General features: G+C 35.7%; 24 protein-coding genes. All 24 read left to right on the forward strand.

All coding sequences use genetic code 11. The features are described from left to right. The first annotated feature begins 5 nt into the window (after nucleotides 1-5). A complete protein-coding gene (locus JRJ22_RS19920) occupies nucleotides 6-518 on the forward strand; it encodes a hypothetical protein (protein WP_206101164.1) in 513 nt (170 codons plus the stop codon). A 35-nt stretch (nucleotides 519-553) separates the two neighbouring features. Beyond that, the gene (locus tag JRJ22_RS19925; RefSeq protein ID WP_206101165.1) at nucleotides 554-1,654 is read left to right on the forward strand and encodes a hypothetical protein; all 1,101 of its coding nucleotides are present in this window, start codon (nucleotides 554-556) and stop codon (nucleotides 1,652-1,654) included. A gap of 70 nt (nucleotides 1,655-1,724) precedes the next feature. Next, nucleotides 1,725-2,417 (forward strand): hypothetical protein, encoded by a 693-nt coding sequence (locus tag JRJ22_RS19930; RefSeq protein ID WP_206101166.1) that lies wholly within the window; start codon nucleotides 1,725-1,727, stop codon nucleotides 2,415-2,417. Between the two features lie 25 nt (nucleotides 2,418-2,442). Further along, nucleotides 2,443-2,877: a hypothetical protein gene (locus JRJ22_RS19935; RefSeq protein WP_206101167.1), complete on the forward strand. Its 435-nt coding sequence runs from the start codon at nucleotides 2,443-2,445 to the stop codon at nucleotides 2,875-2,877. 1 nt (nucleotide 2,878) lies between these two features. Then, the gene (locus JRJ22_RS19940; RefSeq protein ID WP_206101168.1) at nucleotides 2,879-4,108 is read left to right on the forward strand and encodes a hypothetical protein; all 1,230 of its coding nucleotides are present in this window, start codon (nucleotides 2,879-2,881) and stop codon (nucleotides 4,106-4,108) included. Between the two features lie 31 nt (nucleotides 4,109-4,139). Further along, nucleotides 4,140-4,616: a hypothetical protein gene (locus JRJ22_RS19945; protein WP_206101169.1), complete on the forward strand. Its 477-nt coding sequence runs from the start codon at nucleotides 4,140-4,142 to the stop codon at nucleotides 4,614-4,616. After that, entirely contained in the window at nucleotides 4,613-5,326 is a 714-nt protein-coding gene (locus tag JRJ22_RS19950; protein WP_206101170.1) for a hypothetical protein, read from the forward strand. Before JRJ22_RS19945 ends, JRJ22_RS19950 begins: the two co-directional genes overlap by 4 nt. Before the next feature lie 69 nt (nucleotides 5,327-5,395). Next, nucleotides 5,396-6,175: a hypothetical protein gene (locus JRJ22_RS19955; RefSeq protein ID WP_232380900.1), complete on the forward strand. Its 780-nt coding sequence runs from the start codon at nucleotides 5,396-5,398 to the stop codon at nucleotides 6,173-6,175. Between the two features lie 114 nt (nucleotides 6,176-6,289). Beyond that, nucleotides 6,290-7,039, forward strand: a complete 750-nt coding sequence (locus JRJ22_RS19960) for a glycosyltransferase family 2 protein (RefSeq protein WP_206101171.1) — start codon at nucleotides 6,290-6,292, stop codon at nucleotides 7,037-7,039. Nucleotides 7,040-7,094: 55 nt separating this feature from the next. Continuing rightward, the gene (locus JRJ22_RS19965) at nucleotides 7,095-7,877 is read left to right on the forward strand and encodes a glycosyltransferase family 8 protein (RefSeq protein ID WP_206101172.1); all 783 of its coding nucleotides are present in this window, start codon (nucleotides 7,095-7,097) and stop codon (nucleotides 7,875-7,877) included. Nucleotides 7,878-7,901: 24 nt separating this feature from the next. Beyond that, nucleotides 7,902-8,666: an NUMOD4 domain-containing protein gene (locus JRJ22_RS19970; protein WP_206101173.1), complete on the forward strand. Its 765-nt coding sequence runs from the start codon at nucleotides 7,902-7,904 to the stop codon at nucleotides 8,664-8,666. After that, entirely contained in the window at nucleotides 8,659-9,318 is a 660-nt protein-coding gene (locus JRJ22_RS19975) for a glycosyltransferase family 32 protein (protein WP_206101174.1), read from the forward strand. Before JRJ22_RS19970 ends, JRJ22_RS19975 begins: the two co-directional genes overlap by 8 nt. Nucleotides 9,319-9,352: 34 nt before the next feature. Beyond that, complete coding sequence (locus JRJ22_RS19980) at nucleotides 9,353-9,850, forward strand: hypothetical protein (RefSeq protein ID WP_206101175.1); 498 nt, start codon at nucleotides 9,353-9,355, stop codon at nucleotides 9,848-9,850. Continuing rightward, the gene (locus tag JRJ22_RS19985) at nucleotides 9,840-10,280 is read left to right on the forward strand and encodes a hypothetical protein (protein ID WP_206101176.1); all 441 of its coding nucleotides are present in this window, start codon (nucleotides 9,840-9,842) and stop codon (nucleotides 10,278-10,280) included. The genes JRJ22_RS19980 and JRJ22_RS19985 overlap by 11 nt, the downstream gene beginning before the upstream one ends. A 56-nt stretch (nucleotides 10,281-10,336) precedes the next feature. Beyond that, complete coding sequence (locus tag JRJ22_RS19990) at nucleotides 10,337-11,338, forward strand: tyrosine-type recombinase/integrase (protein ID WP_206101177.1); 1,002 nt, start codon at nucleotides 10,337-10,339, stop codon at nucleotides 11,336-11,338. Between the two features lie 47 nt (nucleotides 11,339-11,385). Next, entirely contained in the window at nucleotides 11,386-11,658 is a 273-nt protein-coding gene (locus tag JRJ22_RS19995) for a hypothetical protein (RefSeq protein ID WP_206101178.1), read from the forward strand. Between the two features lie 29 nt (nucleotides 11,659-11,687). After that, the gene (locus tag JRJ22_RS20000) at nucleotides 11,688-11,915 is read left to right on the forward strand and encodes a hypothetical protein (protein ID WP_206101179.1); all 228 of its coding nucleotides are present in this window, start codon (nucleotides 11,688-11,690) and stop codon (nucleotides 11,913-11,915) included. A 115-nt stretch (nucleotides 11,916-12,030) separates the two neighbouring features. Then, nucleotides 12,031-12,450, forward strand: coding sequence for a hypothetical protein (locus JRJ22_RS20005; RefSeq protein ID WP_206101180.1), 420 nt, complete (start codon nucleotides 12,031-12,033; stop codon nucleotides 12,448-12,450). A gap of 69 nt (nucleotides 12,451-12,519) precedes the next feature. Further along, nucleotides 12,520-19,260, forward strand: a complete 6,741-nt coding sequence (locus JRJ22_RS20010) for a phage tail tape measure protein (RefSeq protein WP_206101181.1) — start codon at nucleotides 12,520-12,522, stop codon at nucleotides 19,258-19,260. Nucleotides 19,261-19,299: 39 nt separating this feature from the next. Next, entirely contained in the window at nucleotides 19,300-23,772 is a 4,473-nt protein-coding gene (locus tag JRJ22_RS20015; protein WP_206101182.1) for a phage tail protein, read from the forward strand. A 75-nt stretch (nucleotides 23,773-23,847) separates the two neighbouring features. Next, complete coding sequence (locus JRJ22_RS20020) at nucleotides 23,848-24,531, forward strand: stalk domain-containing protein (protein ID WP_206101183.1); 684 nt, start codon at nucleotides 23,848-23,850, stop codon at nucleotides 24,529-24,531. A 438-nt stretch (nucleotides 24,532-24,969) separates the two neighbouring features. Continuing rightward, nucleotides 24,970-25,182, forward strand: a complete 213-nt coding sequence (locus JRJ22_RS20025) for a hypothetical protein (RefSeq protein ID WP_206101184.1) — start codon at nucleotides 24,970-24,972, stop codon at nucleotides 25,180-25,182. Further along, on the forward strand, nucleotides 25,179-25,547 hold the full coding sequence (locus tag JRJ22_RS20030) for a hypothetical protein (protein WP_206101185.1): 369 nt from the start codon (nucleotides 25,179-25,181) through the stop codon (nucleotides 25,545-25,547). Before JRJ22_RS20025 ends, JRJ22_RS20030 begins: the two co-directional genes overlap by 4 nt. Before the next feature lie 233 nt (nucleotides 25,548-25,780). After that, nucleotides 25,781-26,170: a hypothetical protein gene (locus tag JRJ22_RS20035; RefSeq protein ID WP_206101186.1), complete on the forward strand. Its 390-nt coding sequence runs from the start codon at nucleotides 25,781-25,783 to the stop codon at nucleotides 26,168-26,170. Nucleotides 26,171-26,174 lie beyond the last annotated feature (4 nt).

The following is a 26,174-nucleotide window of genomic DNA, read 5'->3' on the forward strand; positions in this document are numbered from 1 at the left end:
AATTAATGGCTAATACTATCGTAAAAATCGGTAAAATGGCATCTACAAATGTTGATGCTTATCTGAAACCTGCCCAATATACTGCTGCACTCGAAAATGGTGCTCATGTAGTACTGGGAGCTTTGTTGACTGGTGATCTGAATACATATGTCGCTTCCACTCCATCGTCTGTTACCACTCAAGAAGTTGTTCTGGTAGAGGCTCCTGTATTGATCGAAGTAGAAGGAATGCGTATTGATTTGCAGGATCCACGAAAATTTACAAACGCTGCTAACCGTCCATTCCGTACACGCAAACTTGTTGTTGGCGACAGCTTTACTATGTCCGTAGATGGATTCTCTAGTACTCCAACCGTAGGACAGTATGCCGTTCCCGCTAACGGATCAACGAAACTAGCCCCTGCCGCCGATCTCTCTGGTAACACTCTGCTGGCTTATAAAGTAGACTTGCTTACCAATATTAGTGTTGGATTGGAACGTGTAGCAGCCTATAAACTCACTGTAGTTCGCGCACTTTAATTAATTAGTAAATATAATTAGGAGGAAAATATATAATGGCAAAGATGGATGTAATCAACTCTGGAAATTTCCTGAGATTCAACAAAGACGAGCAAGATGTAGTTAAATGTGGTGTTGATCTTTATAAGCACTATCTGTACACAAATAAATCCAAGACACAGTATGCAGAGTTTGCCCAAGGTGCTTCTTACGAAGAAAAAGAAAAACTGTTCACTGAAGGCTTGATGCGCGAAGCTTTCAAACGTGCTGGCGTTGCTAATGCTGGATTTAAAGATGAAGTTATGATGCGCAGCCCGAACGTTCAGTGGGCAGTATTTGCGCTGCTTTCTGAAACACTGAGTGTTATTATCCCAAATACCGTTCTGAACTCTTTTGAACGTTTCGCTGAAGTCCGAAATGGCAACTGGGGTGACAACTTCAAATTCACTATTCCAAATCCTGATCTGTTTGTAGTTTCAAAGACTGCTCAGGGTATTCGTCGTGGCGAACCACAACGTATCTATAATGGTGAAGTATTCCTGACTCCATCCCCTCGTGAAATCACCATCCAGGAAGACTGGTATCGTGTAGTTGCGGGCAAGGTTAACTTCGGAGATTGGGTAACTCGTATTGCGCAGTCTGTTGAAACAGACATTACCACAATGGTATATAGCGGCCTGTATGGTTCTTACGCTGGTCTGAACGCAAACTTCAAAGAAGCTACTTATGACAAAGATCAGTTTGTTAAATTGGCTCAACGTGTATCCGCCGCTAACCGTGGCGCGAAAGTTACTGTTTTCGGTACGCAACTTGCTCTAAGCAAGGTCGTTCCAAATGAAAACTTTGCAAACTTCGGCGTGGGCGTAGGCGAAGAATACATCCGTATGGGATACCTGGGCAGCATGTTTGGTGTAGATACTTTGATGATCGATCAGCGCCTGAAACCAAACTCCTTTGATTTTGCAATTGCTGATGACTCCCTGTATTTCGTCTGCATGGGTACTGACCGTCCAGTTAAGATTGGTTTTGAAGGTAGTCCTCTGATTATTCAAGATACTGCAACTGCAAATGCTGATTTGACTCAGAACTATACATATCAGCAGTCTTACGATGCTATGGTAGCTACTTCTGCTCGTTATGGTATTATGCACGTTTAATTAATAAATATATAATTGGTGGATGTCATTATGATGTCCACCTTTAATCTTATGGGGAGTGAATTAATAAATGGCTAGACCAGCAGGAAACAAGAATGCTGACGCAAACGCTGAAGTACCACAAATACAAGGCGACACAAAGGTTGACTCTACACAAGAAGAAAACAAACAATTGAAACGAGAAATTAACGACCTTAAAGCAATGTTTCAACAACTTATGAGCACTGTTCAGTCACAAAATGAAGCAAAAGTTGTTACTCCAATTATCGAAGAAGAGGATGAATACTCAACAATTGATATTCAGCCAAATCAACTAATTAAAGTAACGAGTTTGTTCTATGGAGGTATGGTCCTTCGTGGATCAAACAACAAACGTATTCCTTTTGAGAAATTTGGTGTGACGCTTCCAGTATCTTATGAAGATTTGAATTACATCTGTAGTAATCATCGCAAGCTGGCTGAAGAAGGATGTTTCTATATCCATGATAAGAATGTTATTAAAGCGCTCTATCTAGAAGATAATTATAAAAATATTGTTAATAAACAAACAATTGAATCAATTATCACTTTGAGTGATCAACAAATTACGGATATCATTACGAATCTTACACCTGCACTTCGCTTTACAGTAGAAGATATTGTTATTCAAGGTATTATCTCTAATGATCGTAGATATGGAGACCGCAATAAGATCGACCTGATTAGTCGTTTGTGCGACAAAAATCTCAGTAAGATTGCGCAGGAACGTATTGATAACAATTAATATTTTGTCTAAGGAGGGATGGTGAATGCCTACTCCATTTCAGAACATTTTTGCACGTTTTCAAGGGAAGGTTCAAGATTATTTTTTAGATGAACTATTCGTTTCCGATATAGATTCCTATGAATTGTATTTGACCTCTCTTTTAAAATCTGCACTCACAAAATTTGATAACTGTAAAAACAATCTATCAAATAGAGATGACATTTTGATGGAATTTAACTCAACTCTAACTGAGAAAGAAGAAGAAATTCTGTCCGTCCTAATGCTTGTTGAGTGGCTAGAAAAGGAAGTCAACAATCTGTTAGAAATGAGATTGGCTTTGAGCAGTTCAGATTTTAAAAGATATGCTGAAGCCAATAACATGAATGCTAAAAGAGATTTAAGAGACAGAACGATAGAACGTTCAGAAAAACTAATGACAGACTATGCGCTCTTAAATTTTGATTTCGGGTTGAATTAATATGGGAAATTATGATGCCTATGAAGTATATTTGAGAATCAAAGGTGGCAGCCCTAGAGACCGACAAGTCGATATTACTAAACGAACAATATTGTCAGGTTTTAAAGCAAGTCCATCCTATTACAATGTCTCTGTCTATACTCCCTCTACCCCCCTATCATCCACCCCATCTGATGTTTGGATTACAGATGATTCTGAATTAAAAAGCCAGAAAGTCGTTACTGCTATTCCTGGTCAATCTGTAGATGCGGGATATCTCTACTATTGGAATAATGAATACTGGCTCACAATCCAAAATGACTATCAATTAGGTGGTATATATGATCGAGGCGTCATCTTGCGCTGCTATTCGTCAATTAAATGGCTAGACGAAAATGGCGATATAAGATCATCTTGGTTCTGTATGCAATCCAATAGTACGTCTAGTTTTGGTATTGAGGATGGTCGAGTATTAATTCTCCCCAATGAACGTAGAGAGTTGACAATTCAAGATACTATCTACACCAGAAAAATTGAAAAGAATAAACGGTTTATTGTCGATGGTCGCGCTTGGCGTGTCATTGGAGTCAATAGACTAATTGATGGAATTATAACCCTCACTCTTGAAGAGAACCTGATCAATAAAGACTTGGATAATGTTGAACTTGGTATTGCTGATTATTATAATAATGTCTCCGATTATAGTGTAACTATATTGAATGGTGAGAATGTGACAATCAGCACAGACCAGACATTACAACTGAATGTTCAAGCAAAAAACAATGATCGAATTATAGAGTCTCCTGTCTTAGTTTATTCAATTGATTTTGAAGATGTAGCTACGGTATCAACAACAGGTCTAGTTACCCCTCTGAGGTCTGGAATTGTAATAATTGATGTAGGATTTAAAGGTCAAACAGCGTCTATACAGATCAACATCACTGATGTCGTTACACATAATTACACTTGTGAAATCGTTGGTAAAGATGAGATTACAGTCGGTAAGACTCAATCCTATGTGATTAATTTTTATGACAATGGAGTCGAATATACTGATGAAAGTGTAATTTCATTAAAAGCTGATGATGGGGTTAGTGTGACTAATTTGGCTAGTATTAGTGCTCAGAATAGTGTAGCAAATACATTTACCGTGTTGGCTGGAAGTAAAACTGGATATGTGAAGTTGATTGCTGGAGATGTAGATGGTAAGAGTAGTTTTGTGAAGAGGGTTTGGATTAAACCGTTGTACTAGTCTGGTTAGAAGTTAATTAGGAAGTGATGAAGTGGCTTTCCTTTCTGAAATAAGTGATTATAAAAATACAATAATCAATAGGCTGTTGTCCGATCAGGAGTTATGTAAGGCACTATACTATCAAACTCCTGATTTTCTTGAACAGCCAGATATCGAAGATGTATCAATGTTGATATACAACAACATCTATCCTCATCGTTTTATTCCTACTATTGACCAAGATATGTGGACGTATGTAACAATGGCATTAGGTGACTTTAGGTTAGTCAAAAGAAGTTTTAAAGTTGGAACTATTGCTATTAATGTTTTTACACACAGAACAACTTTTAAAACTCATTATGGGTGTACTCGTGTGGATTATATTGTAAATAAAATTGATGAAATGATGAATGAGAAAAATGGCATTGGTGTTGGTAAGTTAGAATTTGACTATCTCAAAGAGTATGTTGTAAATGAAAATTTCCAAGGATACTGTATTGCATACAGGTCTGTGGACTTTAATAAATGACTATCTCAAGACTAAAAGCATTTGCTGGTCGCCCCCATAATTTTAATGGGATAGATATCTACTCTCCAACTATCAATAACATTTTGGATATTGATGAAGATCAATATTATTATCACTTGTTGTTTGCGTCATTCGATAAAGGGAAAATATTAATTGATTTATTCAATTATGACCTAGAGAAATATGATCTTCTAAAAGATCAAGATGATTATCTCGTTTTAACTTCTCATAGATCAATAATTCAATACATATGTTCTGGCTTATCTTTCTTTGTTCGAAAAGACGTGTACTTTGATGATGAGTCAAAGTCTTTTTGTATTGATAAAATTATGCTCTGCAATAGCGAAAACTATAGAGAACTATCGGATATTATCAATGCACTGAATGTTGTTGAGAACAAAAAGAAAGAAATAAAGTTCAAGAATAATAAGGCTAAAGAGATATTTGAAAAAATGGCCGAGTTCAGAAATAAAACAAAAAAACAAGATGAACAACTTGAATTAAAAGACATCCTCTCTATCCTCTGTAATGCTGAAGATAATGGAATAAATATATTTAATGTATTTAATTTAACTATTTATCAGGTCTATGAAGAGATGGAACGAGTTGGACTTAAAGATACATTCAAGAGAATATTGCCAGTATGGGCAAATGGTCATCTAGGCGAAAAAGATAAATTGCCAGAATGGATTAAACGAACCAAATTATAATGCTGCATTATTATTGTGCGGTATTTTTATAAAGTAACAATATGTAATTACACAAGGAGGAAATAATAAATGGCTTTGGATCTTGGACGTTATGGCTCAAGGGAGCTATTAAAGCTTCAGATTTTTGATTTCGGGGCTACCCCAACGCCGCGAATGTACTTTGATTACAGTACTGGATCTTCAGACGAGACGGCGAGTGATCGAGTTTTTGCGATTGGGGGTTCCGGCGGTGTTCGTCGTATTAAATTCGATGGATCAAAAACTAAAACCCTTACTGTTGAAACTCAAATCTTTACAATGGATCATCTTGCGATGTTGGCTGGGAATCCTATTGTGTCTGGAGAAAAAGATGTTTATAAAACTCAAATTGTTACGGTAGAATCCGATGGATCTTCTGGTAAACAAGTAACACTCGATAAGAGTCCTGTGGGGGCAAGTCTTACATTCGTTTATAAGTTTGTTAATGGTGTAAAAACAGGAAGCCCAGCAACCATCACTTCCGTAACAACGAATGTTGTTAAATTTACTGCCGCCGATATCGCTATTGGCGATGAAGTTGAGGTTTATTACAAGACAACTGTAGCCAGCACACACTCTGTAAACTATACCACTAAAGGATTCCCTGGGTATGTTAAACTTGTTGGAGATAGCGTGTATGCTGATGAAGTTGCAGGCGAACTTGTTCCTGTTCAAAAAGTATATCATAAGGCAAGTTTGCAACCGAACTACACAGTAACTCATAATGCTACAGGAGATCCTTCGGTATTGACACTCGTATTCGACCTGTTTCCAATTAAGGTAGATGGTGAAGATAGCTATGGCGAAGAAATTATCTATGACGAAGCATAAACAAATCTCTATCTTTGACGAAAGCGATCTGGCTTAATAAAAAGATAAATATATTAAGCCCATCCCCATCTTTATAGTGGATGGGCTTTTTTTATATCTATTTTTAATAAAAAATTGGGAGAACTTATGAACAATCAACCCACAATCACCATAGCGGCAGCATGTCGCAATCGAGATTTTGTTATTGATAGATATCTTGATCATATTAACAACATCTCATATCCTAAACATCTACTCTCACTATGTTTTCTTATCAATGATAGCAAAGATAAAACGGAATCGATCTTGCGTGAATTTAAACAATTACATAACCACGAATATGCTTCAATTACAATTGAGACAATGAACCGCAAAGTACCAGAAGATATTCGTAGCACCAAAGTAAGAAATGAATATATATACAATCACTTGAGCATTTTGAAGAATCATATCATGTCCAAAGTCAATACAGATAAACTTCTGTTTATTGATTCAGATATTTTAGTTCCCGATGATATAATTAACAATTTGCTCAATGCAGATAAAGATATTATATCTTCGCTTATTTATAATGGTTATTTGGTATCGCCTGAAGCACCTCATAAATATCCAAATATTATGAGACTTGAAGAAAACGGACAGTATAAGCATATCTCTAATTATTATGTCAAGAATGCCTCTACTCTAACCGAACAGAAATTATGTAAAGTTGATTTGACTGGTGCAGTATTTTTATTGGATAAGAAAGTATATAAAAATGTAAAGTTTGGTTATCACCCTCAAGGTGAAGACGCTTATTTTTGTAAGATGGCACAGGATCAAGGATTTGAATTGTGGTGTGACATTGCAACTTTTTCAAGACATATTATGAGTAAAGATATGTAGTTTTGGAGTTATACATACAAAATAAATCTATAAAATTTACAGGGAGATCGTTAACATGACTATGAACATTGCTATTATATATAGTCCGAATTGGGCTGAATGGGCAGCGGTTGAGACATATTCTATATTCAAAACCAATGAAGGAAATATCAAAGTATATCTAATTTCTGATAAAGATGGAATATTTGATGCTAGTTACATTACAGATCCTTTTGGGAATAGATGTAAGATTGAGTTTATTAATGCTGAGGATAAATTCAAAGAGTTGATTCCTAGCACTGTTAATGTGAGTTCTCGATTTACGAAATATGCTCTATATAGATTGATGCTCCCTGAACTAGTCAAGGACGATAAGCTGCTTCATATTGATGCCGATGCTTTAGTTGTTGGCGATGTTACTGATTTGTATAATACAAATATAGATGACTATTATATTGCTGGAGCGGTGGATATTCATGCAGATCATTACAATTTGAAGAAACCATTAGGACTGACTGATAAAGATGTGTATGTGAACGCTGGAGTTCTATTGATGAATCTGCGGAAGATTAGAGAAGATAAAATTTATGATAAATGGTTGTATGAAGTAAACACTAAAAAATATATGTGTCATGACCAATGTATTTTGAATAAGACCTGTAAAAAGAAAATTAAGCTCATTGATAATAAATATAATGTTTCTATATCCACTGGTCTAAATTTGGAACGCGAGAATATTAATATTATTCATTATGCGGGAAATGACAAGCCCTGGGATAAAAACAGCGTTCCGCACCCCCATTTTTGGTTCAGAACACTAAAAGACTATCGCAAGGCATTTGAAGTCAGTAAAAAATAAATATACTTTCGGGAGTTGTTATATTTGGAAATATGGAAGGATATCGAGGGATTTGAGGGATATTATCAAGTCAGTACTCACGGAAGAATCAGAAGTTTAGATAGAGTGATTGACAGCGGACGTAGATTTAAAGGAAAAATCATTACTCCAAGCTATGACACGCAAGGATATGTTACCGTACATTTGTATAAAAACGGAAAAGATAAAACTTGTAGAGCGCACAGACTAGTAGCACTTGCTTTTATTGCAAACCCAGACAATAAACCTGAAGTAAATCATTTGGATGAAATAAGAAACAATAATCGCATAGAAAACCTACAATGGTGTACTCCTTTGGAAAATAGTAATTACGGTAATCGCAAACTACGGATATCGCAAAATACAGACTATGTTACAATCGCAAAGAAGTGTAAAAAGGCTGTAAATCAATACACTCTAAACGGAGATTTTTTAAGAACATGGGATAGCGCAAGAGATGTTCAAAAGGAGACTGGCATACAACAAAGTGCCATACGTTTAAATGTAAATGGACAATATAGTTCGGCTGGAGGCTTTATATGGCAGGATGCAAACACCCAATCGTCTTCAGCAACTCCATATAAAACAAAAAGAAACAGACGTGTCTATCAGTATGATTTGTCGGGGAATTTTATAAAAGAATGGAACATGATTAAGGACATTTATAATGAATTAGGATTAAATAAAAAAAGAATAAGCATGTGTATGAATGGAGAAATAGAATCTTTTGAAGGATTTATCTGGAAAGATTCAGAGGTGCAAAATGGCTAAAAAGCTTATCCCTCGCAGATTGATATATTGTTGGTTTGGAAATAACGAAAAACCTCCAATGGTACAGAAATGTATTGCTAGTTGGAAGGAACATAATCCAACTTGGGAGATTGTTGAGATTAATGAAAACAACTTCCCCATTGACGAGTATCCTTTTGTTCAAGAAGCTCTGAAACGTAAAAAGTATGCCTTTGCCACAGATGTCGCCAGATTGTGGGGTTTGCTAAATATGGGCGGTGTCTATTGCGACAGCGATTTTTTCTGTGTTAGGCCACTGGACAGGTTCCTTGAAACTCGCGCTTTCACTGGACATGAAACAAAAGACTTAATGGTTACGGCTATAATGGGCAGTGTCAAGGGTCACGAGTGGATTAAATTACTCCTCGACTACTATAAAGATCGTCCATATGGTGAAAACACTAACACGAACATTATTACACAACTAAGTAAACCTCTTGTTATTCGTGAAAATGAATACGGGTTTAGATGGTTAAAAGGTGATGTTACCATTTATCCAGTAAGTTACTTCTGTTCTTTCCAACATCAAAAATTAGAAATAATTCCGCATAAAGACGCTTATGGGTATCATCTATTCCTTGGCTCTTGGACTGGTAGACAGGTTAGAGATGTTGAGATTCCAAAAGTTAAGTAATTAATATAATAATACAATGGGAGTGATTATATAAATGGCAAAGAAACTTACTGTGGCTGAGTTAAATAAACTCAGTTCCAAATTTAATGAACTTAAAAAAGTACATATTCTTGACAATCAATATGAAGTATTCATTCATACTAGTTTTCGTGAATCTTTGATTGAAAATGTAGTTATGACCTATATTGGACTGCTTGAAGACCTAAAGAAAAGCGAAAATGTAACCAATGAGACTATTAAAAATACTGTTGTGCTTCTGGATACATTGATTCTTAGAGAATTCACCGACCTCCCTATTCCAAAGAAAAATGATATTCCTAACTTGATTAAGTTCACTCATAATCTGCTTGATAATGGAATTCTGGTTGAAGTATATAATCATATTCCAAAGGATCAAATTGAAAAAGTTAAGGCTAAACTTGAACAAGTTTCTAAGGGAATTGGTGAAGCTACAGCAGAACTTGCAATTCAAGCAGCATTACAAGAAGCAAAAACAGAAGAAAACGTTGAAGTTGATTCTGATGAACTTTAAGAATGTCAACGATTTAGCCAAATACATAAACCAACAAGTCTTATCAAAAACGCTCAAAGAAGACGTTGGTGAAAAATTAGTTAGACCGAAGATGAAGGAAAACATTCAGTCTGAGGTCTATGATGTTTATGAACCAGTTATTTATGAACGCTTAGGCGAAAACGGTGGTTTGATTGATGATGCTAATATTCATGTAGATATGGTTAATTCAAATACAGTGTCTATTGAGAGTAAGCGCATGGATGATAACAGAGACGTATCTGTAATTGTCGAAACTGGTGTTGGGTACAACGAAGAATGGCCTTTCCCCTATACTCATAAGGCCAGACCCTTTACGGAGGTCACAAGGGACGAGATTCGGAATGACGGTAGTGTTGAACATGCTATTTATAATGGGCTGAAACGACAAGGATTGAATGTGAAGAAATAGTCTGTGAGTTTTGATAAAATGGTTATTTTAAGAAAATAGAATAAGGTGAATCAGTTATGCAAATAAATAAAAATATGCTCAGAGAAACAGCCAGTAAACTACCTCCTATTGACGAGGAAAAATGGCTGTTGGTTAATGAAGATTACCGCAACTTGGTCGAAGAGTATATTTCGGTTCAAGCGCATAGTCAAAAAACTAAAATACAATACAAGTCGTGCCTAAGACAATTCGGTTACTATATTTTTAAAAGCATGAATAACAAACCGCTTTATGAGATCAGCAAACGTGATTTTTTAAGATATATTAGTTTCTTAAGAGATACAAGAAAAATGTCATCTAGCGCCATAGGATTACGTAAAGCCTGTGTGTCCAGTCTTTGCAATTATATAGAAAATGTCGTAGCAGATGACGACAAAAATTATAAAACATTCCGAAACTTTACTCGCGGATTGCCAGCTATTACAAAGAACCACGTATACACCAAAGTAAAAATATCAAAAGATGATTACGACTTGCTAATGGAGACATTGTTGAATGATAAGAACTATCTAGGTGCTGCATGGGTCGCATTTGCCTTCAATGTGGGAGCAAGACGGGCAGAGATTCCTCAATTTAAAACGGAAATCTTAGATTATCCCATCGTTGAAGGTGGAGGTTATGCCATGTCACATATAATTCGCCTCAAAGGTAGAGGGGAAGACGGCAAACAAGAGCCTTATATGGTTAATGAAGAAGCAATTCAGTATGCAAAGTTATGGATTGAAAAGCGTGATTATGAATCTGAGTATATTTTCACTACTAAATATGGCGGAGAAATAAGTTCGATGTCTGAAGCGTGGGCTAATGAGTTTTGTAAGGAAACTCTATCAAATATTCTTGGGAGACGGATCAATCCCCATCTATTTAAGGCATCGTGTGTTACGTATTTGTTAGAAGTTAAAAAGGTTCCTATTGAAATTGTATCCAAGTATGTAGCTCATCATGAAAATATTGCTACAACTATAGCTCATTATGACCTTAGAGATTTTGCAGAAGAAAGAAATAAAATTTTCGGTTAATATAACTTAGTATTATCGCTGATAGCAAGAAATAAAGGAGTTAAATAATGAAAGCCACTATTCGAGGCATCGAAGTTGAAGGAACTGCCGAAGAAATCGCTAGACTTATTTTTGAAATTGAAGAGAATAAAAAATTGCCACCTGCCTCTAATTTTCCCTCCTGTCCTACATACGAGTATTATCCACCAGCTTATGGTACTCCTCTCCCTTCTGTGGACAATCCTAATCCAATCATGCATCCACAGGTTTGGTGCGGCGGATTCTCAGGCAGCGGAAGTGTTACTTGTAAGCAAGATCCAAATGTTCGAATGTATAATTAAAACTAAAATAAAATTGAGGAGTAAATGTAATGATTACAGTTACAGAACCCCATATTGTAATGAATCTTGCTAATGCCTACGAAAAATTCTCTAGAGACGACTATTCAAAATTTTATGATGGTAAGTATTTGACGATATCTGAACTTGATACTTTTAAAGGAGTGTCGGCTAGTTGTGGCATCCTTATTGATAACTCTATTACATCTGATTATGAATATGTAAATGAGAATGGTAATCGGGAAATTGGTCACTGGTGATTGTTGAATAAAACTACAATTTCATGAAGAAATGACATCTATATATAGTAATATTAAGACATTTAAATCTACATATGGATAAATATATTAAATTTTGGGAGTGTTTTATACATATATGAAAATCAAAAAGTATGAATTGAATCAATTTATCGCCTACCTCCACTCGCTTAAACTTGATCGGGTGGACAGTCGTATGCGTTCACGTTTCAAAAAGATTCTTATAAACAAATATCAGGAATTTGTTGATGAGCTAAACGAGATCAATGAGAATTATGCTATCAAAGACGAAAGTGGTCAAGTCGTTATCAATGATGACAAGATGACTTTTGAACACAACGATGAACGCCTTAAAGAGATAAAAGACTTAAGCATGGAAGAGATCTTTATTGATCAAAATGAAGAAAATAAGAAAATGTTACTATCAATTAAAGAATCTGTTTTGAATCGCGGCCCTTCTGAATTAGAAGGAACTGACGCAGATATATATGATTGTCTCGCTGAAATTGTTGAACAAATTAAGTATGATGAAATGTAAGAAGAGATTTTGAATCTCTTCTTTTTTATTTTTCTAGTTTAAATATAAAAAGGAAGTGACTCAAATATAATGGCTGACAATATGAAGATTTTAATTAGTGCTGCACTCTCTCCTGACTTAGCAGTTAAAGATATCAATACTTCTCTCGATGTACTATCAAAACACCCTAACCTCAAAAAACTTGAGTTGAAGATTGACATTGATAAAAGTTTTATTTCTGCAATCAACGGATTTGTTGATGCCTCTAAAAAACTAAATGCTGTTATGGAATCTCAGAATCGAGTTATCAAAGAAACTGTTACTGAGATGAAAAATCTTGATGGTAGTATGACTAAAGTTACTCAACAAACACTTGCTACTGGTGAAGTGATTGAGAAAACTAGGGTTAAGCATGATGCCAACAAAAAAACTATTCAGGATGAGAATAAGGCTTATGACGCACAGAGGAAAACACTTGCTGATTTAAAGTCACAACTTGAAGGATATGAAAAAGTTTCAACCAGAACTAATAAAAATAAAGCTGGCGAAATAAATAGTATCACTAATACATATAAGAATGCTAATACAGGTCAAACTGTAACAATCAATACTGATGCAAATGGATATGTAAATAAATCTGCCGAACTTGAAGAATTCTTAAAACTTAAGCAGCAACAAGAAGCTAAACTGAAAGCCATTGCCGATCAAGCTCTTAAAGATAAGCAACAAAAACTAAAAGAAGCAGAGGCATTAGACCGTGCTCATTTTATGGCTTTAAGAAGTAATACTAAACTTGTCGAAGATATGGATAAAGTCCATTACCTTGCGCTACAAAAAAATAGGGAAATGGATAATCGATCTAAACAGCAAAAAACAAAAGAAGCTGAAACTATTGATCGCGCATATTATCAAGCACTACAAACAAATCAACAAAGAATTGAAGCAGCGGATAAACAACACTATCTTGCTTTACAGCAGAATCAAAAAAGAGATCAACAATATGCTCAATCTGTTGCCGAAACTCAAAGCAAGATTAATGATGCTAGGAATAAATATAGCGGAAATGCTAAGGCTGTTGCTGATTTAAATGAACTTGAGAGTAAATTAAAATCAATTAAGAATATTGGAGATTTTAAATCCCCCCTCTCTGCTCTCAATTCAGATATAAGAAGGACTATTTCTGGGTTAACAGAAGCAAATAGGCATACTCGTACTTTTGGGGATTCGCTTAAATCTGCAATGTCTAATATACTCATCTATTCTGGTGTTGGGAGTATATTTTTTGGTATAACCAGTGCGATTCGTAGCGGAGTACAGCAAATTTTTGAATTAGATAAAGCGATGATCGATCTCAAGAAAGTTACTGACGAAACAAATACAACCTATGGTCGTTTTTTAGAGTACGCTAATGAAACAGCAAACTCTATTGGCGGTCTGACCATTGATGTTGTTAAAGCTTCATCTGAGTGGGCAAGATTGGGATACAATATCCAACAAGCTCAAACACTTGCAAAACAAACTCTAGTGTATCAAAATGTAGGCGACCTAGCGAGTGCAGAGGAAGCTTCTAAGTCTTTGATTTCTACCATCAAAGGATTTAATCTTGAGGTAGATGCACAAGGTAAGAGCATAACCCACATAGTCGATGTGTTTAATGAGGTCGGAAATAAATATGCAATTTCTTCCAGCGGCATTGGTGAAGCTCTTCGTCGTTCTGCTGCAAGTTTGTATGAATCTGGTAATACGATTGAAGAAGCAGTGGCGTTGGCAACAGCAGCAAATAGTACAATTCAAGATCCAGCGCGAGTAGGTCAAGCTCTTAAGACCATCTCGATGAGGTTGCGCGGGATAAGCGAAGATGGCGAGGATTTAAGCAATCTCGTACCGACTCTTGAAAAGAAGTTTTCTGCTCTAGGTTTAACTCTTAAAAAAGATGACAGTACATTCAAGAGTACATATGAAATATTCTCTGAATTAAGTGGAGTCTGGAAAGACTTAAATGACTTTCAAAAAGCCGACATACTTGAGTCGGTGGCGGGTAAACTTCAAGGTAACATCGCTGCTTCACTGATTAATGACTTTGAAACAGCCCAGAAATCGCTCAACACCGCTCTAAATAGTACTGGTTCCGCAGCAAGGGAGAACGAGACCTATCTTAATTCAATCGCTGGGCGACTGAATCTCCTTAAGAATGAAATTGAAAAATTCTGGACTAGTAGCATTAATTCGGAATTTATCAAAGGTGTCGTAGATGCAATATCATACTTCATAAAACGGTTAGATAATCTAGGTAATGCAGTAATACTTATTAGTGGATTATTTTTAACTTTTAAGTCAAAAGCTATCGCCGGATTAATTACCTCTCTTTTCTCTACTGTCAAAGCGCTATTTACAACTACTACAGCTCTAACCTCAACCGCCAGTGCAGCAAACACTACTGCTGTCGCTATGACGGGGTTACAAAGGGCTTTTGGATGGATCGGATTAGCAACAACTGCACTATCTGTTCTTTATATGGTATTCCATGATAACGAAGATACTCTTGAAAAGCACAATAAGTTAATTGAAGACAGTAATAAAAAGTATGAGGACTTGACTAATTCTCTATCAGAAGCAGAGTCATACTATAAACAGAATTTTGACTCGATCAGCACAAACGCAGAAGTAAAAGATAAATTATTCGAGATCCAAAATAAACTCATTGATACATATGGTGCTGAAGCAAATGGTCTTGATTTGGTTAATGGCAAATATGATGAGCAGATAAATAAACTTAAAGACCTGAACAAGCAGAAGTTAGACGATCAGATCAAAGATAATCAAATTATAGCAGATGCTGCAAATGCTACGCGTTATAGTAAGCCAATTCTTGGAGCAAATCTTAAATCAGGAATGGGCTTTGGAACTGGATATAAAGTTCAAGATGGTGGCGGGCAAGGTACAGATTTAAGTTTAAAAGAGTATTATGAATCCTTACTAGATGTTCAAGATAAGATTCGCAACAAGAATACTGAAGTATTTGCTTCTCAGTCATTAATCCCAAAGAGCGCAAAAGAATGGGAATTAGCATTAAATGTTGTTAAAGATAAAATAACTGAAATAGAACCAGCATATAAGCAAATCTCTAATCTTGAAGATTTAAGGAAAGAACAGTTAAAACAAACTGGCGCTGAAATGGTCAACCTGAATGATGAGCAAAAGAAGCTTTATGATACTCTTACAGGAATTACCAACAAAAGACCGCTAGAGGATATCAACAAGGATTTTCAAGGTGTTGCGTGGTATGCCTCACAGTTTGACGGTAAAAACTTAAACACTATTGTTTCTGGATTGAAATCATTTGAACTAATAAAGGGCAATCCAGAAATCGTATCAAACCTTGATAATTTTGCTAAAAGTAGTGCCGAAGCTACTAAGAAAGCAAATGAAGCCGTAACTCAATTCACAACACTAGAAGATGCAATGAAGGCTTTAGATGGCGGTCTTAATGGTTCAAATGAACAGATGGCTGCATTCACTAAGATCATTGTTGCATCCAAAGAAGAAATCGACGTTCTCAATAAGGCACAGGCAGAACTCGAAGATAACAATCAATTGTCAGCATCTACCGTCCAAGAGGTAAGTGAGAAGTATTCTGATTTTATCAAAGTTACTGGACTTAGCAAAGATGCGGTTTATGAATTTATTAAAGCCAGAAAAGAAGAAAAAAATGAAGTTATCCAGACGGAAATGGATAAAACGAAAATTCTTATTGAGGAAACCAAAAAGCGTATTCAGGCTATTACAGATGAAATGAACGCGAAAATGGCGCTTTTAAGCGTAGGTTCTTCTGACGATTTAAACGCTGAAAAATTAGGACTCAATGCCTTACAAGCATCTAAGAAGGTATTAGAAGATCTACAGTCTAAATATGGAATTTTATCTAATACTCTTTCTGATTTTAAAAATGGTACAACTACTTCCAAAAGCGCAACAGATGCTAATTACGATTCTATTTCTGATACGGTTGAGATTTTAACTGAACTTCAGAAGTCTCTAATCTCTATTCAGAAACTTAGAGACGAAGAAGAAAATAAGCGTTCGCGTATGCGTAAAGGATCGCAAGAATATCGTGATTCTCTTGTAAAAGAAAACAAACTTATTCAGGAACAGATTAAACTTCGTAAAGAGGGGATCGCTGATCCGTCTAAGTTGGTTTCAACTAAAGTTACTACGACAGTCAAAACCAAAGCAGGAGAAGATTCTTCTTCTGTTGGAGTAGGTGCATCCAACAAATCCTCTGCTAACTCGCAATACTCAGATTTAATTAATAAGTATGCGAGTAAGTATAATGTTGATCCTAACTTAATATCTGCCATCATTAAAACTGAGAGTGGATATAATACCAATGCAACATCTGGTGCTGGTGCTCAAGGTCTTATGCAGCTCATGCCTGGGACTGCAAAGGGATTAGGCGTTAAGAATAGTTACGATCCAGAACAGAACATTGCTGGAGGAACAAAACATTTTGCTAGATTACTCAAAAAATATAACGGTGATGTTGAACTTGCACTGTATGCTTATAATGCGGGCGAGGGGAATGTTGATAAGTGGCTAAAGAATGGGAAAATAAATAACATCCCGTTCGCAGAAACAAAGGCTTATGCTCCGAAAGTCTTAGGTAATTATAATTCATTGACTGGAACTTCAACATCGACTCCTTCTTCAATTGCTGGTAAAACAACCTCTAAAGTTGGCGGTACAACAGTAAAAACAGATGGTGCAACAGCGAAGGAAATGCAAGAAGCATCTGACAACGCAAAAGCACAGAATGATAAAGACAATGATCAAGTTTATCAAAATAATTTGCTTATTTTAGATTCTATCAAAGAAAAGTATGACCGTTTAGTCGCTTCTGCTGAGTTACAAATTGAAGCATCTAAAAAGGTTCAAGATACTCTTGATCCTAATTCTGTCGAATGGAGAACTGAAAATAATAAACAAATAAATATTCAGACTCAAATTCAGTCCCTCAAGGCTACGGAGAAATCAAATCTTCAGACTATGATGAAAAAATTGGGCATTTCATCTGATGAATATGATGATTTCTTAATACAATTAGATACCGATGTCAAGGATATTCAATCTGATAAATTGAGCGGATTAACCGAGAATATCAACAGCCAAATATCTGCATCAAAAAAGACTATTTCTGATTTTGGTTATGAAATTGATTTGTCTAAGGCTAAAATGTCTCAGTTTGAAGAGGGAACTGCTGAGTACAATGCCGAACTTAAAAACCAAACCTCTTTCACCCAGAAGCAAATATCTGCTAATCAAACCTTGATTGGTTTTCTTGAAAAGCAACTTAAGAATGAACAATTGACCGCCGCTACTAAAGTCAACTTAAAAGAACAAATCAAAGAACTTGTCTTAGCTAATTATGAATATAGCAATTCAATTAAAGATGTTAATGAAAATCTTAAAGACATGCGTGAAGCTGCGGCGGACAATATCATTGATGAGTTGAAGAAAGTAATCGCACAAGAACGTGATTTGAAGTTTGAGGCAATTGATGATCAGATCGAAGCCGAAGAAAAACGTCATGATGCCAGAATTAAGAACATAGATGACGAACAAAAGCAATTCGAAGATTATATTAATACTCAGCAGAAACTATTGAGTCGTAGCGATGCTTCAGATGATTATGAAACTGAACTTCAAGCGAAGCTCAAAGAGAGACAAAAGATAATTTCTGATTTAGATGTCCTATCTGCTGACAACTCTATGTCTGCAAAAGCAAAAAGAGCAGATTTAAACGAACAACTTGCCAGTAAAGATAAGGAAATTGAAAAATTTAAACTCAATAGAGAAAGAACGGTTAGAGACGAAAGCCTTCAAGATCAATTACAGGACCGATCCGACTACACCGAGAAGATTAAAGATATTGAAGATAGCATAACCGAATCTGTTACAAAAAACCTGGACAATCAAAAAGAAGCAATTGACCAGGAATATGAAGACAGATTGAATAATGAGAAGTATTTCTATGACCTTAAAAAGCGGTTGATGAGTGAAGATTCTGCTACGTCTAAGGCTGCTATTGCGGAAATTCAAAGTGCTTACGGCACTTATTTCACAACGCTGCAAGGTCATGCATTTACGACAACTCAAGCATTTAGTAACTTAAACGATGCATTAATTAAAATGCAAGAAAATTTAACTAAATTCTCTAATGGTGATTATTCCGATTCTACCTCCTCCCCATCTACCAGTAGCGGAAATCCGGTTTCTGGAACACCGGATTCTTCGAGTAGTGAAAAGCAAAATGACTGGCAGACCTATCTCTCAAATAAACAGCAAGCAGAACAGTTAAAAACTGATATGAAAACCTTGATGGCTGATTCTACAGACTACAAGAATAAACAATCTCAGTTTTTAGAGTTGCAAAATAGGAATGATGCGTTACGTAAAAAGTACCCCGACTTTCCAGATGGGTCTTACGAACAACTTAAAAAAAAAGTGTTCAGTGCTAGAACTGGCGGCATGACCCCAGATAACATGCCAGCCGAAGGGCAGTTTCTGTTGGCTCACGAAAAAGAGCTTGTATTAGATAAATTTGATACAAGTAAACTCTTGAAAATCATAAATATCTCCAGAGATATCTATGATAATTTCAAATCTGGATTTGCGAACATCTCTCCTACTTTTGCACCATCTGCTGCTGGCCCATCTTCGTCTTCTAGTTCTTTTACTGTTGAGAACATTAACATCTATGCCAACGACAAGGATGATGCTGAGTCTATTTCTGATAAGGTAATTAAAAAATTACAAAAGTTTAAAAAGTTCTAAGAGAGGGCAAACACCCTCTCTTTTTGTATGTAAAGGAGGGTGTTTAAAATCTTAGGAGATATTGATTACAATAGAAAACCAATTAAGCCACAGATATTTTTGGCTAAGCCAAATAGAGAAATTATTAGCAAACTGTCCGAAGCATACAGTGTTTCAATAGAAACAAAAATAAATGACATTTACACACTTAACTTCTCTCTTCCGTTTTTCATAGACGTTAATCATCGCTTAGAACGCAACAAAAATGTTGATTTATTGAGAGAAAACTATTGTATTAAAGTAGTATTGGGAAGTAAAACTGAATGGTTTATCATAAATGAGATTAGCAATGCCGTTGATGTTGACTCTGATATAAAAATGGTAAAATGTTATGCTGCCTATCATGAATTAACAAATTTAATTATTGAAAGTTTAAGTGTTGAATCATATAATGCTGAACAAATATTAAACCTTGTTCTAAAACGAAGTTTGTGGACTGTAGGGTATATTGATGCTGATTTCAAATTAACGTATAGAGCATTTGATTTTCCTGAGAATAAAATCTTAGATTGTGTGTTCTCTGTTGGTGAAACATTTAACGCAATATTTACCTTTAATACAGATCTACGGACTATAGACATGACAAAGCCTGAACTTACTGGAATAAATCGCGGATTAACTTTTTCATATGGTAAATATCTCAAATCTATGGATCACACCATTAGGACAGATGAAGTAGTCACGCGAATGTCTGCTAGTGGTCAGGATGGTCTGGGAATCCAGAAAGTTAATCCCACAGGACAAAACTATATTGAGAATTATGGATATTGGATGTATCCATTTGAAAGAGACCTTAGCGGGAATATACTGCAATCAAGTTATTTTATGAGCGACAGTCTATGCTCTGCTCTGCTTGATTATGAAGCACTAGTAGAAAGTAAAAAAAGCTTATTTTCTGGGTATTTAAACTATCTAGAAACGTTTGAAACTGATTTAAATGCTCTTACCATTCAAATGACTACCCTTCAAAATGAAGCATCAGCAGTACAACAAGTCGAATTGGCACAATTAATGGTTAATGGGCTTCCTAATACTGCAATGATGTTTAAGGATAAATATACATCTACCGGAACAACTCAGAGAGTTTTCACTTTAAAACCTGATTATGCATATGCCGTTATGATTAAAGTCACAAATAATACAGGTGTAAGTGTTTATTTAGATGGTCAAATCAAACCGACCATAATGGATCAGTGGATTGTTTTGGAGAAGGTAAATGGTGTTGTAAATTCAACAGTAACTATTATTGGCGGCAATACCGAAGTATTTATTCAAGTTGCCAATATAAGCATTTCCGAGAATACTACAATTGGTAACGAAGCTACAATTATTGATAGATATTGTTTAGACCATAAGCAGATGCAGATTAATGCAAAACAAACTGAAATCAACAATAAAACTAACGATATTAATACCGTCAAAAGTCAGATCTCAACACTTCAAACTCTTCTTGCGGCTGAGAATAACTTCACAACTGAACAATTACGCGAACTAAATTTATATATGTTTGAGTATAAATATAGCGATGATACTATTATTGATGCTCAAGATTTATATGATGCAGCCCTTGAAAAGTTCAGAGAGTTACAACAACCACAATTAGAAATATCGGTTGACATTGTAAACTTTTTAGAAGTTGTTGAAGAACAAGCGAATTGGAATAAGTTAAATCTAGGTGATTTCGTCAATGTTAAATATGAACCTACGAATACGAATGTAACGGCAAGAATAACCCAGATCGATTACGATTATGAGAATTTCAATATTAAATTAGTTTTGTCTAATGCTAAAAATGCAAATGATGAAGCAAAAAGACTAGAAAAGTTCCTTAATGATGCCAAAAATACTAATGTCACTGTTGATTTGAATAAGAATCCTTGGGGAAAAGCAGTTGTTGATACGTCTGAAATGAGTCAATTGTTTGAGAACTTTTGGAACAAGGTTACAAATGAGATCAATATGGCTTCCAATGAGTATGTAACTTTCGATAGGTCTGGATTAACAATTGTTGACCCAAATGACCCTTTGAGATTTCTTCGAGGAACACATGGAGTTTTGGGATTAACAAATGATGGTGGGCTATCATATAAAACTGCTATTTCGGCAGATGGTATTATCGCAGAACAGGTATTGGGTAAAATAATTCTTGGTCAACGCGTGGTCATAGGTACAGATGACGGTGTATGGATGACCGAAGGACCACAAACAACCATAACAGATAGATATGGTCGTGTTGCAATGAAACTTGGCTTATATGAAGAGAACCCAGACTATTACGGAATTATTGTAAATCGTTATGATGGTTTCTTGTCTACCTCTGCTCTCATTAATCGAATAGTCATCAATTCAGAAGATGGATTTAAAATTCAACGTTGGACTGGATCATCATTTGAAGATAAACTGTATGCGGACTATCAAGGGTATTTATTTGCTGAAGATATGACCACAAAAAGATTAAAAATTGTATCCGACACAGAAGAATTGATGCTTGATAGTTATACAAAGTTCATGGACATTGGTAAGTTTGATGAAATTCTTACCGATGGTAAATTGACTTCACTTGAAAAACTTCAGGTTTTGGGTGAACGCACAAGAATCATGAGTGAATATGTGAAATTATTAGCACAAGCAAATGATTATAAGACTACAACGAGAGATGATACATTAAGGATTGATCCAACTAATCTAACGAATACATATGATGCTCTGATTGCTTATCTCGCCCCACTACTCACTGACATGGATGCTACTACGGTTGTTGATCGAACAGTTTTTAATAATACATTCAAAACCTACTATGATGAAGTTGTAAATCTGCTAAATGCGATTAATGACTCTATTAGATATAGTAGTTTACAACTGGGTAGTTTGTATAATGGAGTTCTCCTGGACAGCATAAATGGTGTCACTGTAACACGTTCTGATGAATTGTATCGAACTAGGCTCAATGCTACCGACGGTATATCAATTGAGAAAAAAGTTAACAATGTGTGGACTAGAAAATTCTATGTAAATGTGGAAGATAGTCGCCTTTGGGTTGAAGAATTAGTAGCCAAGAAACTTACAATTGTCAACGATTTGAATGATATCTTTTTAGATGTTGATACCAGCTATTTAGATATTGGACGATTTACTACAATTATCACCGATAACAAATTGACTTCAATTGAAAAGTTAACTCTTAAGCAGGAATGGCAGACTATTCAGACAGAATATGCAAAGTTATTGTCTCAGGCTAATGCTTATAAGACATCTACTAGAGATAATTATCAAACAATCCTTATTGATATTCCTCCATTCACCAATGCCTATAATAATCTATATAATTATGTTGCACCTCTACTCGCTGATATGACGGCTACAACAGATATCGATAGAGAAGTTTTCAAATCCAAATTTCAGAGTTATTACAATGAAGCTCAGAGAATTATTAATGAAATTACGGACGCTGTTAAATGGGGCAGTGTTCAACTTGGTTTGCCTTATAATAAATTAGTCCTTGATGCTGTTAATGGCCTAACCGTTACTCGTTCTGATGATGTTGTTAAAACAGTACTTAATGCAACAGAAGGATTCTCTATCTACAGAAACAATGAGAAGGTATTCTATCTCGATACATACGGAGTATTAAGAGCTAATAGCTTGATAGCCAAAAAGTTAAAAATCACATCTGACCCTATTGGTGGATCATCAGAGGATGAATTATTGTTGGATGCCGAAAGCAAAATTTTTTACATGAATCGTTGGTCAATCGTTGGTTTGGCATCATTAAGTTCTGATTTGGTGGCCGCAACATTTCTAAGTAGCGATTTTGGATATATTACAGACCTCATTGCCGCAAAAGTCTCCACTTTGTCTAATAGTGCAGTTAGTGATTGGACAAACTTTATTGAGATTAAAGATAACTCTGCCAATTGGATAACAGGAAAGGTTAGTGGTTCGGGCACGCAAAAGACCCTTCCTGATGGCACTCCTGTGTATTGGTTAAATTCGTCTCAGACCGGACAAATGACAACAGAGGTTACCGCTTGGCCCGTTCTAGAATATCCAATCAATAAAAAAACAAAATTATCTATTTCATTTCAAGATTCTGGAGAAATGGCTTTTCCTAAAATGACATTTGGCGAAGGAACTGGAGCCTCTGAAAATGCTGGCAAGGGGTTTATTACAAAGCCGGATGGGAGTTTTGAATTCAAGTATTTTTCAAGCGATTCAAATGCCAAGGAAAGATCATTAAAGTTCGACGATACCTCCGTCTCTTTATATTCTCAGAACGGAACAGTGCAAATTAAGCACAGCAGCGGAGTTATGTTTGATATTAATAGCGATGGCACGATCATTAGGATGGCTCATCCCACTTCTGGAGAAATCAGACTGTCTCCGAACGGAATGACCGCTGATATTAATGGAACACTGGATTTAAAATCAACTGGAAATATGTCGTTCTCTGCTCCACAGTATAATTTTATTTAATAAACAATTGATAGACGTAATTTGTCTAATATTGTATAATTAAAATAAATATAATTATTTGGGAGTGAAATAAAAATGAAAGAAAAGTTTAAAATTGCTTCAGCATTTCTATGCGGGGCACTGCTCTTTTCGGGTGTATCATTTGCTGCTACCGGAGACTTTGTTGCTAAAACTTCGAAATTTAAAATTGTAGTAAACGGCAAAGAACAGAAATTAGCAAAATCTCCAGTCACCATTGATGGATCAGCCTATGTGCCTGTTCGAGATGTTGGTTCAATTACTGGGTATGAAGTCGGATTTAAGAATGGAGTAATAAGTTTGGATAATGAAGCAGTAATCATTGATCACCTAAATACAACGACTACAACAAATGTCAGCACGGAATCAGATGTAATTAAATTCAAGAAATTACCCATAACCATTGAGAAAAATGGAATATCAGTAACGGTTAATAGGGTTTCGCAGGGGGAAAATTCGACCGACCTGGATGTGACCGTTGTTAATTCTCTTGATTCTCGAAAAAACATTAGATACGATTTGTCAATGGGGTCTAACCTGAGAGTTGAAGGAATTCCATTCTCTACTAAAGGAACATTCTACGGCAAAGAAAATTTCCCTTCAATGGTTGCGGCGAAGGAAACCATTAATGGTATCATTACAAAAGAAAAAGTTTCTTCCGGAACGAAGAATATTGTTTTTCATATTGAAATTGGGGCAAGTACATACTCTTTTTACATTGACACAGATGGAGATCTATAATCAAAAAACTACAATATAAAAAGAGAGCCTTCAGAATTGATCTGGCAGGCTCTTTTTTATATTGAATTAAGTAGTAAAATCTCATGCTGTTTTTACTAAGTATTATTGAGAACATTTTTATGAGTCATTTATTGATCGGAAAAGCAGTAAAAACATGACCACATTTCACCTCTAAGAATCTGCTTGAAAATCTCTTAAGAAATCCATCGTTTTTCGTGACAAAATTTAGGGCAAAATATTACCACATAATATAACTCTATGTTATAATTTAACCAGACCAATTCTGATAGATTACTCTACTATATACTATATCCCGACAGTCTATTATTTATGCATGTCGAATGTAATTTATTTTGGGGAAAATCTATTATAATTCGGTACATGTTTTGAGGGTATTTGCACTACGCATCTTCTAGTATAAAACTAGGAGGTGAAAACATGAAAAAGAACGAGGAAGAAAATGAGGAGGAAAAAAAGATGAGGAGCGCATTGGCAGAAAAGTATCCGAATTTAAAAGTCGGTCTTGACTACAAAAAAATGCTCGAATCATTCGAACTTCCTAAATCCAAAGATGATACCATTATTCTCAACCCCAAGAACGAAGCTCATGTGAAATGGTTTAATCTAGAAGATGGTGAAGATAACGAGTGAGTAAGCACGAAATTGGAAATGTTTATAAAGGATATTTTCAGTATCAAGATCAGCCCGGAACCAAGGATTTTCGGAGACTTCTCTTAACTGACATTGTTGGAGAAAATCTAGACATAGGAATTATGACTCAAATAACCACACAAGGGCCAAAAACACCTCCTACCCATTATGATCAGTTTAGGGAGCCAATAGGAAAATGGAGTCAGGCTGGACTCAACAAAAAGTCATATGCTAGAGTCAATAAGAATATGCCTCTTCCTCTAAACGTCTTAAATAATCCAATCGGGAAATTAGACGAAGAAGATTTTTTAAGAATAGTTGGAGAGGCTCTTAAGTATATGAGCATTAAAGGATTTGAGCATTAATAAATTACATAAGTTAGACCATTTAAAGTCACTCCATCATCGGAGTGGCTTTTATAATGCGCTGCCCCTCTTCCCCATTCAAATAAAATAACAATTTCATAAGGAAATCCAACACATAAAACCCTTATAAACAAAGGGTTTTTTATTTTGTCTTCTTTTAAAAGGATGTGAACTAAATCGCTAAAGTAGCTGTCGATGGCTCAAAAATCGCTGAATCCACCAAAACTGGTCATGTGACATATGATATCTATTATTGGGACAATGGAGACGAAGATACAGGTGGATACTGGTGGTATGGTGGTTCTTCCTCGACTGGAGCCAAGATTACAGGCACTGTCTCATCAAACTCAACAATGAAAGTTAATGGAATAGCGGTTGCCACAGTTGATAACGTAACTAATGAGACATGGGAAGCATATCCGCCTATCCCTTCTGGTAACGGTTGGACTGATTACAGACCAACTTCTCCAACATCAGGGGTTGGGGAAGGAAAGATAACGGGCGGAAATAGTAAGAACGCTAAAGTAAATGGAAAGTTGATAGCCGTTGTCGGATCACAAGTCACTACTTGTTTAGATACAGTATCGACGATTGAAGACGGAATTGATCTTATTAACTTGTAAAGAG

This window comes from Paenibacillus tianjinensis (assembly GCF_017086365.1).
Lineage (GTDB): Bacteria > Bacillota > Bacilli > Paenibacillales > Paenibacillaceae > Paenibacillus_AQ > Paenibacillus_AQ tianjinensis.